The sequence below is a fragment of the Pseudomonas sp. NFACC37-1 genome (assembly GCF_900101575.1).
GTDB classification, from domain to species: Bacteria; Pseudomonadota; Gammaproteobacteria; order Pseudomonadales; family Pseudomonadaceae; genus Aquipseudomonas; species Aquipseudomonas fluorescens_AA.
In genome coordinates this window covers 1-15698 of record NZ_FMUZ01000026.1, presented here as the reverse complement: position 1 = coordinate 15698, position 15698 = coordinate 1, and the positions used below count along the sequence as shown (strand labels likewise).

Below are 15698 nucleotides of genomic sequence, written 5' to 3'. Positions count from 1 at the left end.
TGTCTCGGGACCTTTCGTACCCCCGTACCGGAGCCGTCCGATTTCAGATGAATGGTTCCAGCAATAGCCTTAAAGCCCAATTCATTTAGTTGACGTCAAAATGATGGCTCATTAATATCGCGCCACTATTTTGATGTCATTTTCCACTCGAGGGATCGAACATGTCCTCACCCGTCTTTTGGGCGAGGTTGTGCGTGGCTTTGCTGTGCCTTTCTCCGCTGACCCTGGCTCACGCCGCCCCCACTCCAGGCGAGACGGACCTGATCCGCGAGCGCCAGAACCGTTTGCTCGAAGAGCAGCGTCGTCGCCTGGAGGAGCTCAAGGACCTGCCCGGCCAGGAGGCGAAGCCGGCCCAGCCGAGCGCACCTGTCGATACCCGTTGCTTCCCCATCAAGACCATCGAGCTCAAAGGCGCCAACAGTCTTTCCGCCAGCGAGCGCGAGCATCTGCTCAAGCCCTACATCGGTCAATGCCTGGGTGTGCCGCAGCTTAACGAACTGCTCAAAGTCATCACCGACTACTACATCGAAAAGGGGCTGGTCACCAGCCGTGCCTATCTGCCGCAGCAAGACCTGTCTGGTGGGCATCTGAGCGTGCTGGTGGTGGAAGGGCGTCTCGAAGGCCTGAAGGGGGCCGAGAACAGCAAGCTGTCGGAGCGTGAATTGGCGATGGCTTTTCCCGGCAAGGCCGGTGACCTGGTCAACCTGCGGGAGATCGAGCAGATGGTGGATCAGCTCAATCGCCTGCCGTCGAACCAGGCCAAAATGGAGCTGACCCCCGGCCAGGAAGTCGGTGGCAGTGAAGTGCGGGTCACCAATGAACCGAAAAAGCCTTGGCGCGCCGGCCTGTCGCGCAGCAACGACGGCCAGCGCAGCACCGGCGAGCAGCAGTGGGGCAGCAGTTTTGAGTGGGACAGCCCGCTGGGCCTGGCCGACCAGTTGATGTTGCGTGGCGGTCACGATGGGATGACCGATCACCAGCACACCTCCAACAACGCCATGCTTTATTACAACCTGCCTTGGGGCTGGTGGAACGTCAGCTACACCTACAGCCAGAGCGAATACCGCTCGCAAATCCCGGCCAACGGTTTCAACTTCAAGCAGACGGGCGACAGCCAGAACCATCAGTTGCGGGTCGAGCGGGTGATCCATCGCGATGCGCTGAGCAAGACCTCCCTCAACACCGGCCTTTCGTACCTGCGCACCAACAACTTCATCGAAGACAGCAAGCTTCGCGAGAGCAGCAATCGCATCAGCGAGGCGCAGTTCGGGATCAACCACGGACGGCGAGTCGGCAGTGCTTTCGTCAACCTCGACCTGGGCATGCAGGAGGGCATCGGTGCCTTGGACGCCCAGGGAGATCACGACCCGGGCCCTGGTGTGCCGGATGCGCGCTATCGCAAATACACCGCCACCGCCAGCTACCTGCAGCCTTTCAAGCTGTGGGACGAGTCCTTCAGCTTCAGCAGCCTGATGACCGGCCAGCGCAGCGAGGACGTGCTGTTCAGCCCGCAACGCATGAGCCTGGGCGGGCAATCGTCGATTCGTGGCTACAAGGACCAATCACTGTCCGGCGACAGCGGCGGCTACTGGCGCAACGACCTGCGCTGGAGCCGCCCGATAGCGTTGGAGTGGCTGCGCCCGGTGTTCGCCGAATACGGCACCAGCCTCGGCTATGACCAGGGCGTGATTCGCGGCGACCGCTACAACGGCGGCCAGCACGGGCGCATGTCGAGCAACTCGCTGGAGCTGTTCGCCCGTGGTGAGCACCTGAGCGCCAGCGTCACCTTCGCCCACTCCCTGGAACGCCCGGATGCCCTCACCGAGCGCGAAGCGCCGATCTACTTCCGCGTGGACGTACTCCTTTAAATTTTGCTGCAACGAGACCTGAACATGGACGACCGCCAACACGCCTTCCTGGCCCGCCAACCTTCCGCAGCCCTGCAAGCCCGTGACCGCTTCTGCGGCATGCCCAAGCGTGGCCTGGCGTTCCTGCTGGTCAATGTCATGTTCTGGCAACCGCTGTGGGCCCAGGCCGATGGCATCGTCGTCAGCGCCCCGGGCACCGGGCTGGACCGGGCGGGCAACGGCGTGCCCATCGTCAATATCGCCAAGCCCAACGGCAATGGCCTGTCGCACAACCAGTTCACGGACTACAACGTCGGCAGCAACGGCGTGATCCTCAACAACGCCACCGCCCGCACACAATCCACGCAACTGGGCGGCATCATTCTCGGCAACCCGAACCTCAACGGTACGGCCGCCACCACCATCCTCAATGAAGTCAACGGCGGCAACCCCAGCCAGTTGCGCGGCTACACCGAAGTGGCTGGGCAATCGGCCCGCGTGATCGTGGCCAACCCCTACGGAATTACCTGCAACGGCTGCGGCTTCATCAATACCCCGAAAGCGACCCTGACCACCGGCAAGCCAATCATCGAGAACGGCCAGGTGAGCCGCTATCAGGTGGACCAAGGCAGCGTCGCCATCGAAGGCGCGGGCCTCAACGCCAACAACGTCGACAGTTTCGAAATCATTACTCGCAGTGCCAGGATCAATGCCGAGATCCAGGCCAAGAACCTGACCATCGTCGCCGGGCGCAACGACGTCAACGCCAATACCCTCAATGCTACCGCCCGGGCGGACGACGGCAGCGCCAAACCGCAACTGGCCATCGACTCCTCGGCCTTGGGCGGCATGTACGCAGGCGCTATCAAACTGGTGGGCACCGAAGCCGGCGTCGGCGTGAAACTGGACGGCAAACTGATCGCCAGCGGCGGCGACATTCAGCTCGATGCCAACGGCCGCCTGAGCCTGGCAGAGACCTCGGCCAGTGGCGCCATCAATGTCAAAGCCGCGAGCCTTGATGCCCGAGGTCCGGCCTACGCCGGCACCACGTTGAACGCCCAGACCCAGGGCAACCTGAGCAACCAGCAGAGTCTTGCGGCGCGGGACAGCATTACGCTGAACGCGGGTGGGCAGTTGACCAACAACGGCATTATCGAGGCCGGGGTCAACGCGGATAACACCCGTAACGCGGCGGGGGATGTGAGCCTGACGGCGCAGAATCTGAGCAACACGGGTAAGAGCGTTGTTGCCAGTCGTAACCTCACAGCCAACGTGGCGCAGACGCTGAGTAACCAAGGCGGAACCCTGAGCGGCGGGCAGACCACCACGGTCAACGCCGCGACCCTGGACAATCAAAGTAAAGGACGGGTACTCAGCAGCAATACACTGAACATCACCGCCAACACACTGCTCAACACCCAGGGCACGGTCAGCAGCAACGGCAACCTGACGGCCAATGTCGGGCAGTTGAATAACACCAGTGGCGAATTCACCGGTTTGAACGGCGTTACGTTGCGCGTTGCTTCGCTGGACAACGTAGCGGGTCTGGTCGCGGCAGGGCAGGGGTTGGCTATCAACGCCAGCGGCCAAGTGAACAACCGCAGCGGCCGGATCACTTCAAGCAAGAGCGTGCAGCTCAGCGCTGCGTCGCTGGATAACACCGCAGGCCGTTTGCTCAGTGACGGTGCGCTCACCGCCAGCATTTCGGCGCAATTGCTGAATCAGGCGGGATTGCTGTCCTCCGCCGGACTGCTGACCCTCAACGCGGCGAGCCTGGACAATCGCCAGAGCGGCGTCGTCACCACAAGCCAGGCTGCCAGCCTCACCGTAGGCACGTTGGATAACCGCGGCGGTGAGCTGTCGAGCCAGGGTGTCCTGGCGCTGACCGGCACTGAGCTGAGCAACGGCAACAACGGCAAACTGATTGCCTACGGCGACTTGCGCCTGACCCTGGAACGCCTGACCAACCAGAGCCAAGGGTTGATCTCCACCCGAGGCGCCCTGGCCGTCAATGCCGGGCAACTGGACAACCGCCAGGGTTCGCTGTACGCCCGGCAAGGGATGAACCTGGACCTGCGCGGGCAACTGCTCAATGCCCAAGGCAGCCTCAAAAGCGACACCAGCGCCAGCGTCAAAGCCGCCGGTATCAATAACGATGCGGGCCAGTTGACCAGCGTCGCTGCGTTGAACATCGACAGCGCCGCGACCTTGAGCAACCTGGGCGGTAGCGTGATCAGCGGTGACACGCTGTCATTGAAGGCCGGTCAGGTGAACAACACCTCCGGCCGCATCGCCAGTGCCAAAGTCTTGAATGCCAGCGTCACCGGGCTGGAGCAACAGAACGGCCAATTGGTCAGCAACACCAGCCTTTCCCTCGACCTCAACCATGGGCAACTGAACAACCAGGGCGGGCTGATCAGCACCCCCGGCGCGCTGCTGTTGAACAACCTCGCCGCCGTGAACAACCGCGAGGGTGAGATCTCCAGCGACAAAGCCTTCAGCCTGAATGCAAACAGCCTGGACAACAGCGCCGGCAAGGTCGTCAGCAAGCAGGGCCTCAACTTAACCATTGCTCAGGCGTTGAACAACGCCCAAGGATTGGTCTCGGCCAATGGCCTTGCCGTGCGCGCCGCCAGCCTGGACAACAGCAGCGGCACCTTGAGCAGCGACGCCGACCTGAGCGTGAGCGTCGATGGAACGCTGACCAACCTCGAGGGCGAAGTGTCCAGTGCCGGCCTGACCCGGCTCAACGCGATGACCCTGAATAACCGCAACGGTCAGGTACTGGGCGATAACGCCTTGAACATCAGCCTTGGCGGCGCGCTGGACAACCGCGAGGGCGTGCTCGGTTCGGGCAAGGTCGTGGACATCCAGGCCGCGAGCCTGAACAACGGCAACGCCGGTCAGGTGATCAGCGACGGCAGCCTGAGCGCACGCATCAGCGGCCTGCTGGACAACCAGAGCCAGGGCGAAGTGATCGCCAAGGGCGCACTTGACCTGCAAACCGGTAGCCTCGACAACCGCGGCGGTCGTCTCACCGGGGTCGACCTGCTGACCGTGCGCAGCGATTCCCTCGACAACCGTGGCGGCAACATCCGCGCCGATAAAGCGCTGCAACTGACGGTCGCGCAACTGGACAACCGTAACAACGGGATCATCACCGGCAAGGCCGGCGTCGGCGTCGAAGTCACGCGGCTGGACAACCGCGGTGGTCTGCTGAGCAGCGTCGGCCCGCTGAACTTGAAGGCCAATGAGGTGCAAAACGCCCTTGGCCGTATCTCCAGCCAAACCGACCTCACCGCGCTGATCGATACCCTGCAACAGCAGGGCGGCGCGCTGGTCTCACAAGGCAACCTGAGCCTGACCGGCAGCGTTCTGGATAACCGCAACGGTGGCTTGGTCGGCACCACAAAAGCGCTGGATTTGCAGGTTGAGCAGATCGATAACCGGGCGGGCGAACTGTCCGCAGGGCTGGACGTCAAGGTTGGCGCTCAACGCCTGGACAACAGCGACGGCGGCAAACTGATTGCCGGCAGCGCGCTTGAATTGAAAGTCGCGCAACTGATCAACCAGACCAAGGGCCTGATCCACGCCCAAGGCCGCCTCATGCTCACGGGCAATACGCTGGACAACAGCGGTGGCGCACTCAGTAGCCTGAATGCTTTGGTGATCACACTCGACAACGCATTGTTGAATAACAAAGGCCTGATCAGCAGCGAAGGTGAACTGATCGTCAACGCCGGCAGCCTCGATAACACCGCCGGCAGCCTCGGCAGCGCTGGCGCGTTGTCCATCGTCAGCCAGGGTGGGCTGATCAACCAGGGCGGCTCCGTCAGCACCGACGCCGGCCTGAGCCTCAAAAGTGCCAGCCTGGACAATAGCCAGAAAGGCCTGATCTCGAGCAGCGCCGCCACTGAGGTTCGCACTGGCGCTTTCAATAACAGTCAAGGCGGTCGCCTGACCTCGGGCAACACCCTCAAGCTCACCGCCGCTCAGGTGAACAACGCCGCCGGCCGTATCGCCAGCAGCCAGGCTCTGACTGCATCGGTCACCGGGCTGGATCAACAGCAAGGGGAGTTGTTCAGCAACACCAGCGTCAGCCTGGACATGAACCAGGGCCAGTTGAACAACCAGGGCGGCCTGATCAACGCCCCGGGCCTGTTGCTGCTGAGCAACCTCAAGGACGTCAACAACCAGGGCGGTGAAATTTCCAGCCGGCTAGCGTTCACCCTGGCGGCGCGGAATCTCGATAACAGCGGCGGCAAACTGCTCAGCAATCAAGGCCTGGTCCTGAGGACAGCCCAGGCCCTGAACAACGCCAAAGGGATCATCTCGGCCGCGTCCGTGGACAGCCACAGCGCCAGCCTGGATAACAACGATGGCTTGATCAGCAGTCTCGATCAGCTCGATTTGAACGTAGATACCCTGCTCGACAACCAGCGCGGCTCGCTGATCGCCGACGGCACGCTGACATTGAACGCTGATCGCCTGGACAACCGTGCCGCCAACATCGCCGGCAAAGCCGGGCTCAACGCTACCGTCACCGCGCTGGATAACCGTCAAGGCACGCTGGTCAGCACCACGGACCTGACGTTGCAAGCGTCGAGCCTGGACAACCGCCAGGCCGGTTTGATCGGTGCTACAAAAGCGCTGGATCTCAACGTTGACGACCTCGACAACCGTGGCGGCGAGCTGAGCGGTAACACTGGCGTCACACTGGTGAGCAAAAACCTCGACAACAGCGACAGCGGCCAAATATTCGCCGGGCAAAGCCTGAAGCTCACCGTGGACAAGCTGCTCAACCGGACCAAAGGCCTGCTCAGTGCCAAGACCCAATTGAGCCTCGACGGCGGTTCCCTGGACAACAGCGGCGGCTATCTGGTCAGCCAGCAGAACCAACGCATCGACCTCAGTGGCGACCTGATCAACACCCAGGGCCAACTCAGCAGTGAAGGTACCCTCGACGTCAGCGCCGCCAACCTGAGCAACAGCGGCGGCAGCCTGTCCAGCGCCGCCAACCTCACCGTTAAAAGCCTAGGCCGCCTCGACAACCAGGGCGGCGAACTGGTGACCGACGGCGCGTTGTCGCTCAGCAGCACGGCCCTGGACAACCGTCAGCAAGGCAGTATCAGCGGCAAAGGCGCGGTCAACGTCACCACCGGCGCGTTCGACAACAGCCAGAATGGACGCCTCAACAGTGGCAGCACGCTGAACCTCAAGGCGGCCCAGGTCACCAACCAGGATGGCGGCCGCATCGGCAGCCAGGGCGCGTTGACTGCCGCGGTCTCCGGCCTGGATCAACAGGGCGGCCAGTTGTTCAGCAACACCTCGCTGAGCCTGGACTTGAACAACGGCCAGCTCAACAACCAGAACGGCCTGATCAACGCCCCCGGTACGTTGCTGCTGAAAAACCTGCTCGGTGTGAATAACCAGGGCGGTGAAATCTCCAGCGCCCAAGCCTTCACCCTGGCGGCACAAAACCTCACCAACGACAACGGCAAAGTGCTGAGTAGCCAAAGCCTGACCCTGCGCATCGCCCAGGCGCTGAACAACGTCAAAGGCCTGATCGGCGCGGCAACCGTCGATGCCCACGCCCAGAGCCTGAACAACAACGGGGGTGTCCTCACCAGCCGTGGCAACCTCGTCCTGGCGATCGATCGACAACTGGATAACCAGGCCCAAGGTCTCATCAGCGCCGCGCAATCGCTCACGCTCGACAGCGGCGACCTGAATAACCAGGACGGCAGCGTGTTGGCCGGTGGTGCCTTGCTCCTCAACGCCATGGCCCTGAACAACAGCGCCAATGGCCTGATCAATGCCCAGGGTGACCTCACGCTCACTGCCAACGCGCTGGACTCCAGCGACGGCGGCGAAGTGTCGGCCAAGGGCGATATGAACCTGACCCTCGCGGCGCTGACCCAAAACGGCGGACGTCTGTTGGGCGAACAAGCCATGACGCTGAACCTGGGCGGCCATGACCTGAACAACCGCAATGGCCTGATCACCGCTAATGGTCCGCTGACCCTCAACGGCCTGCGCAACCTGAACAACCAGGGCGGCGAAATTTCCAGTAGCCAGAGCTTCACGCTCAGCGGTCAGACACTCGATAACAGCGGCGGCAAACTGATCAGCAGCCAGAGCCTGAGCCTAAAGGGCGATAGCCTGGTCAACCAGAACGGCTTGATCTCTGGATGGCAAGACTTGCAGGTCAGTGGCAGCAGCCTGGACAACCGCAACAACGGCACGCTCTCCAGCCGCAATGGCGACGTTGGCGTGACCCTCAGCGGGGCTCTGCTCAACAGCGCTGCCGGTGCCCTGGTCGGCCAGAAAAAACTCACTGTCAGCGCCGCCAGCCTGGATAACCGGGGCGGGATTCTGTCCAGCGGTGGCGACCAGACCCTGACTGTCACTGGCGGTGTGCTGAACAACGCCCAAGGCGGCTTGATCGACAGCGGCGCCATTCTGGTCATGAAGGCCATGACCCTGGGTAACGCTGGCGGTATTGTCAACGCACAAAAAGCCCTGAGCTTCACCGGCACCAGCCTGGACAACAGCGGCGGCAACCTGAGCGGTAACGCCGCCGTGACCCTCAACCTCAAGGGGGCCCTGGACAACCACGGCGCCAAGCTTGCCAGCGCTGGTCCGTTGACGGTTAAAGATGCGACCGCGATCAACAACCAAGGCGGTCAATTGGTCAGCCAGGGCGAAATGACCCTGGGCACCGGCACCCTGGACAACAGCCATACCGGTACTGTCGCCGCGAAAAATGCGCTGACGGTCACTGCCTCCGGAGCCGTGCAGAACCATACCAACGGGCTGATCTACAGCCAGACGGCGGACGTTGAACTCAATGCCGCGAGCCTTGCCAACGGCCAAGGCGAGATGCAAGGCCAGACGGGTGTGAGTCTTGAATTGCGCGCGGATCTGGACAACCAGGGCGGCAAACTCATCGCCCAAACCGGCGATGTAAACGTGACCGCGGCCAACATCGATAACCGTGGCGGCACCCTCGCCAGCCTCAAGGGCGCCCTTGAGGCGAGAACCGTAGGGGTGCTGCGCAACGGCTTCGATGTGAACAACAAGGGCGGTGTGATTCAAGGCCAACGCCTTGGCCTGCGCGCCTTGGCCGGGCTGAACAACAACGGTGGCCGGATTGCCGCGCAGGCGGGCGATATCGTCATCGACACCGCCGGCCTGAACAATCGCAGTGGCGGTCTCTATGCCTCTGGGCTGATCAAGGTCAGCGGCACCGGTGCCAGCCTGGACAACACCGCCGGCCAGATCGCCGGCAACGCCATCAATTTGGACCTGGACGGCGCCCTGACCAACCGTGGCGGCATTCTGGAAAGCGACAGCACCTTGGTGGTGAGCGCCGCCAGCCTCGATAACCAGACCGGCCAACTGCGAGCCCTTGGGGTAACGGGTAAAACCGACTTCCAGATCGGCAGCCTCTTCGACAACCGCAATGGCAAGCTGGAAAGCGTCAACAGTCACCTGACCCTGTCCGCCAACAGCTTCCTCAATGGCGGCGGCCAATTACTGCATCTGGGCGACGGCACGTTCGACATCTCCCTGGCCAACGTCACCGGCGCCGGCGGCGACATCGTCACCCGTGGCGGCCTGACGCTCAAGGCCGACACCTGGACCAACACCAGCGCCATCCAGGCCGGACGGCTGACGGTCGACGTCAACAATTTCACCCAGACCGAGACTGGGCAACTGCTGGCCTCGACGCAGTTGGAGGGTAAAGGCGGGAACTGGGTTAACAACGGGTTGATTGCCAGTGATGGTGGCCTGGGCTTGCAGTTGACTGGGCGGTATAGCGGCAATGGCCGGGTCACCAGCCTGGGTGACATGACGGTAGATGCCGCTGCGATCGACTTGAGTAGTGTGGCCAGTATCACCGGCGGCGGGACCACGACGATCGGTGGGCGCGGTGGCCTGGGCAGCCTGAACAATTACGGGCGGCTGACATCGGCGGGTGCGTTGAATATCACTGCGGGCACCATTAATAACTATGGGACGGTTGCCGGTGCAGATGGTTTGAAACTGACGGCTTCGACCTTGCTGAACGATCAAGGTGGGTTTTTGTTCAGTGGGGCGGACATGAAATTGCGGGTGGGGAGTTTTACCAACCGTAAGTCGGATGTTTATGCCCTAGAGAACATTGATGTAGCGCGCAATGACCTGGGGGGACGGTCGGCGTTGATGGAGAATGATTCGGGCACCATGGAGAGTGGGCGGGATTTTTCCATTAATGCGGATTCGATTATTAATAAGCGCGGGGATTTTAAGACTGAGGCGGAGTTGTATTCGTCGGCGTTGGGGGTTCGCTGCTATAGCTGTGATTCGATTCCACGTTATTGGACAGATCGGCAACCTTCTTTATATTTGGTTTATCTACAACAATATCGAATTAAACTTTCTGGAGATGCGACGGCTAAAGCGGCTTCGTTGAGTGCAGGAAGAAATCTGACCGTTAAGGGATCCTCTTTCTCCAATTCAAATTCACTTGTGAGTGTTGGCGGTGATGTAGATGTAGCAGTAAGTGAGTTTGAGAATACAGGCGCGGCTCTGGGTGACTATGCAAGCTACCAATATTTTGCTGAAGATAATATTTCTTTGGAGAGAATGAGGGAGGTTGTAAATTACAATATACGTAACGACGCGGGTTACAAGGAAGATCTGCGTTTCTGGAACGCAGCAGGTACTGAATCCTCAGTTTATTCTGATGTTCTGCGTACTGGCTCCAAGAATCCGGATAAGGAAACTTATCAGGTTATCGGTCCGGTGGTGTTTTTGCTCGCGGCGGGTTGGAATACATCGTCGGCAATTATATTTGGACAGTCTGAGTTTGCAGCGGGCAGTCGTGCGGAGCTACCGGACTTTATAAAGAACCTCAATCCATTCAAGCAGGAGGTTTTTACTTCCACCGCGTCCGACAATTTTGTCCCTGCCATCATCCAAGCCGGCGGCAACGTCTCCATTACCGCAACAAACAAAATCACCAATGGCGTGGAGCGCCCATTCTCCACCGGCATAACAACTTCGTCCCGCAGCATTACAACCGCCGCCGCAGGATCAGGCAAAACCACGGTCGTGACCCTGAACAGCCAACTCCCACCGGACTTGGCTCAACAACAAATAAACCCCCTGACACTCCCCGGCTTCAGCCTCCCCACCGGGCAAAACGGCCTGTTCCGGCTGAGCGGGCAGGGCGCCAGCGACGCGTCATCCTCCCAGACGCCGGTCGTGTCGCAGAACTGGACAATCGGCGGCGCCAGCGTGAGCGCATCGAATCGATCCACCGCCACTCCAACCGCCAATGTCCGCGACATCCAGATCGCCGATGCTACCCAGGTTTCCACCGCCGAACGACAGGTGCAGTTGTTGAATCGTGAGAGCGGCGGCGTCACGGCTGGCGCGTCCGCCATTCAGGTCACCGCTCCAACGGACTCGTCCACAGGCACGCCGCAACTGCCAGGGCATTCCCTTGACGGTACCATCACCCGTGGCGTCGACATTGCACTGGACACTTCGAGCACGCCGCCGATCGGCATAAGTCGTCCAGCCGACGCCTCGGTAAGCGCGCCAGCACCTGTCAATGGCCAAACGCTGGCGCGGGTCACGGGGCTACCAAGCGCAACCGTGGCTTCCAAACCGCAAAAATACCTGATCGAAACCAATCCGGTTCTCACCGAACTCAAGACTTTCATGAGCTCGGATTATTTGCTGCGCAACCTCGGCTACGACCCCGACATCAGCGCCAAGCGCCTGGGCGATGGCCTATTCGAGCAAAGACTCATCCAGCAGGCCGTCGTCGCCCGCACCGGCCAACGCTTTATCGACGGCCAGACCTCCGATGAGGCGATGTTCGAGTACCTGATGAACAACGCCATCGCCAGCAAGGACGCCCTCAACTTGTCGGTAGGCGTCACCCTCACCGCCCAACAAGTCGCCGCCCTGACCCACGACATCGTCTGGCTCGAAGAGCACGAAGTGAACGGTGAAAAGGTGCTGGTGCCGGTGCTGTACCTGGCCCAGGCCAATAATCGTCTGGCGCCTAATGGTGCGTTGATTGCTGGTCAGAACGTTACGTTGATTGCCGGCAAGGATCTAGAGAACGCCGGCACGCTTCGGGCTACGAATAACCTCTCCGCATCCGCTGGCGAGAACCTGACGAACAGCGGATTGATTGAAGCCGGCAACCGTCTCGACCTGTTGGCCGGCAACGACATCGTCAATAAATCCGGCGGCATCATCGCCGGGCGTGACGTCAGCATGAATGCGATCGTTGGCGACATAATCAACGAGCGCACGTTGACCACCGCAAGTATCAGCAACAAGGGCTACACGCAGCGGCAGGACTATGCGGATAACGCCTCGCGTATCGAGGCGGCCAACGACCTGACCATGGGGGTTGGTAGAGACGTCAACAGCGTTGGCAGCGTCATGGTCAGCGGACGCGACACCCAAATCAATGCAGGGCGGGATGTCAATATCGTTTCCGCGCAACAACAGACCGCTAACACCGGTGGCACCCGTAGAAGTTCGATCACTCAATTGGGCTCGGAGGTGGATGCGGGGCGCGACGTTGTTGTGAATGCCCGTCGAGACTTCAACGCCATTGCGAGCCAGATCAGTGCTGATCGCGATGTAGCGCTGGCCGCCGACGAGAACATGACAATCTCCTCCGGCGCCAACGAAACCCACTCTTACTACAAGTCGAAAAAGGTCACGGCCCAAGAGGACCACGTCAAACAGATTGGCAGCGCTATCAGTGCTGGAGGCGACGTGAGGTTGGATGCCGGGAAAGATATGGCGCTTATCTCCAGCCGTATCAACGCCGGTGATGAAGCTTATCTGGTGGCTGGAGAAAGCCTGGCGCTTCTGGCCGCGCAGGACAGCGATTATTCGCTGTATGAGAAAAAGAAGAAGGGGAGCTGGGGGAAGAAACAGAGTCGGCGTGATGAGCTGACCAAGGTGACTCATGTGGGGAGTGAGATTACCACTGGGGGCGATCTGACCTTGGTTTCCGGTGAGGATCAGCATTATCAAGTAGCCAAGCTGAACAGTGGCAATGACCTGACCTTGCAAAGCGGTGGCTCGATTACCTTTGAGAGCGCCAAGGACCTGCATCAGGAGAGTCACGAGAAAAGCAAGACCAGCGCCGCGTGGTTCAGCATGAAGGGCAGCGGCCGCACGGATGAGACGGTTCGTCAGAGTGAACTGACTGCTCAAGGCGACTTGGTCATCAGCGCGGTGGGCAAGATTCATGCGGACGTGCTGCAAGTCAACAAGCAGACGGTCAGCGAATCCATCGATGCGATGGCCAAGGCCGATCCGAAACTGGCTTGGCTCAAGGAGCTTGATGAGCAGGGTGGTGTTGATTGGCGGCAAGTGCAGGAGATCCATACCAGCTTCAAGTACTCGAACTCCGGCCTGGGTCCGGCAGCGCAGATGATAATTGCCATTCTGATGACCGTTCTGCTCGGCCCTGCTGGTGCCGGTCTTGGCGGCTGGGCCTTGGCTGGTGCGTCCAGTCTGGCAACCACCGGCACTGTGGCGACGATCAACAATAACGGCGACCTAGGTGCCGGGTTGAAAGCGGTAGCCAGCAAAGACGGCCTTACCAACGCCGCCATCGCGGCCATCACGGCCGGTGTCGCCGAGAACTACCTGGGCGATATGACCATGACCAAGCAGGTCAATGGCAAGACGGTAATTGACTTAAGTTCGATCGAAGCCGTCAGCCATTTTGCGGGTCAGCAGTTGATCAACAACGCATCTGCTGCTGCGATCGCCAAAGCTTTCGGTCGGGATGTTACGTTGGCGAGCATCCTGCAATCGACGGTCTACAACACCCTGGCGGCTTATTCCTTTGACCAGGTAGGTAACCTCGGCCTGAAGACCGGCAGTCCGGAGAAGATCGCCCTGCACGCCTTGGTAGGCGGCATGATCGCCGAAGCATCGGGCAGCGACTTTGCTGTCGGTGCGATGGCGGCGGGAGTGAATGAGACGTTCGCTAACCAGTTGCGGCGGATGTCGGCTCAGATGAGTCCGGAGAACCGTGACCATCTTATGCTCATGTCTTCGCAATTGCTGGGTGTGGTGGCTGCCGCAGCTGTGGCTGGTGATGATGCGAATAGTCTACAGACCGGCTCGTATGTGGCTGGCAATGCGACCCAGTACAACAACCTCAACCACCACGACATGAGTGATTTTGTCGGGGACATGAACGCCTGCGGTAGCAACGAGGCTTGTCAGAAGAACACGTGGGATGGGGGTAAGTACCAAGAGACCAGTGACAAAATCACCGATTGGTCGGAGAAGGCCGTCAGTGGTGCATTTGCGAAATCCTTGCTGACCTCGATCCAGGGCGGGCTGACCGCACTGAATGACCTCAATTGCACGACGGCGACTTGTACGCAATACAAGGACACCCTGACTGAGCGTGCGTTGAACGACCTGACGAACTTGGCGAAGGTTACTGACACGTGGGAAAACGCAACAAGCGTGGCTACGCTGGTCATACCGACCTCAGGCGGCGCGCGTGGTGCTGGCGTTGGCGAAGGAGGGATTTCGCCTAGGGTTCAGGCGGCTTTGGATAAGTTTACGGAAGCCAAGGCCGTACGTACGGGAGCTTCTACGGGCAAGAACGGCAGCACGCCGCTTGGGGGGCCGGATGCTGAGGCGGGGATGCCTTATACTCATCCGGTTAAAGATGTTCCAAGTGAACCCATTATCCCGGTCCCGGGCCGCGTACAGTCCCGCATAAACATTGCCAACGGCCGTACTGAAACGACACCTCTTCGGGATAGTGGTAAACCCGTGTCTGCGGGTTTCGAACATGTTTTAGAAGGGCATTTTAATAGGGAAATATCTAATTCACGCTCCGTATTCACTATTGCACCGGAGGAGCTAAAAGGGATTTTGCAAAGTACATCTGTGGTGAAGTCCCCGGTTGTGGGGCTGCCGGATGGCCAGTTTGTTAGAACGGTTGATGTGGGGCGGACGATTGGTACTACTACGTTGAAGGATGGCGGTGTCCCCACTTCTGTGTTAAGGGTATTTACCGACAGAGCCGGTAATTTGATAACAACTTTTCCTGTTAAGGCGGGTATTTGATGGGTGGTCTACCAACTAAAGTTTGGGGTGAATTTCAGTCGGCAGTCTCAGCTCTGGCTGATGAGGCATCTTCGAGAAAAGTTCTTGAATTAATACTTCGCTGGATTCGGAATAATTATCAGTATCTTGACTGTGAGCCGTTCACGACTTATGGATTTGATAGGATTATGAAGGTCAATGAGCGAGCAATGCCGGTTGAGCGCTCTTGTTTTACGGCGGTGGATTTAATGAATTTTAAAAATACTATCATGAAACGTCAGCCTCGGGAGGGAGAGGCGATTGCGAGATTTCTGCGCGATACGATTGAGGAGTTGATAACGGTCGAAGTAGATGAGCAATGTCCAAGATGTAAGTCTGATGGGGGACGCATTTTTATAGGTAGATATAATGGATTGTTAGCTTGTCAGTGTGGTGTCTGTGGTTACTCTCATTATTCAGATGGGACTAGGGTTAAAAGTGATGAATTAGACTTTGCGAGCGAAATTCAGTTGCGAGAGCTTGGTCTGAATTAGTGAAAAAAGCGGAGAGAAAAGGGGACACCCATTAGCCGGTCTCGACCAGAAAAGGGGACAGATTCTGGGGGCAAAGGGGCAAAGGGGACAGATTTATTTGATTTATTGCCACGCTGAAAGCTTCCATGGAGGAGGAATCAAATATGCCCAGGATGGGACGTATTGTTTTACCGAATTACCCGCATCACGTAGTGCAGCGAGGCCATAACCG

Annotated in this window: 3 protein-coding genes and 1 pseudogene; all 4 read left to right on the top strand. The window is 59.5% G+C overall.

Translation table 11 applies throughout. The features are described 5' to 3' along the window. Positions 1 to 161 precede the first annotated feature (161 nt). Complete coding sequence (locus BLP82_RS22275; protein ID WP_092173037.1) at positions 162 to 1868, top strand: ShlB/FhaC/HecB family hemolysin secretion/activation protein; 1707 nt, start codon at positions 162 to 164, stop codon at positions 1866 to 1868. A gap of 24 nt (positions 1869 to 1892) precedes the next feature. Beyond that, entirely contained in the window at positions 1893 to 14975 is a 13083-nt protein-coding gene (locus BLP82_RS22270; protein WP_256576656.1) for a two-partner secretion domain-containing protein, read from the top strand. Then, complete coding sequence (locus BLP82_RS22265) at positions 14975 to 15487, top strand: hypothetical protein (protein ID WP_092173034.1); 513 nt, start codon at positions 14975 to 14977, stop codon at positions 15485 to 15487. Before BLP82_RS22270 ends, BLP82_RS22265 begins: the two co-directional genes overlap by 1 nt. Before the next feature lie 143 nt (positions 15488 to 15630). Then, a pseudogene (locus tag BLP82_RS31730) lies at positions 15631 to 15698 on the top strand (transposase); the annotation flags it as partial.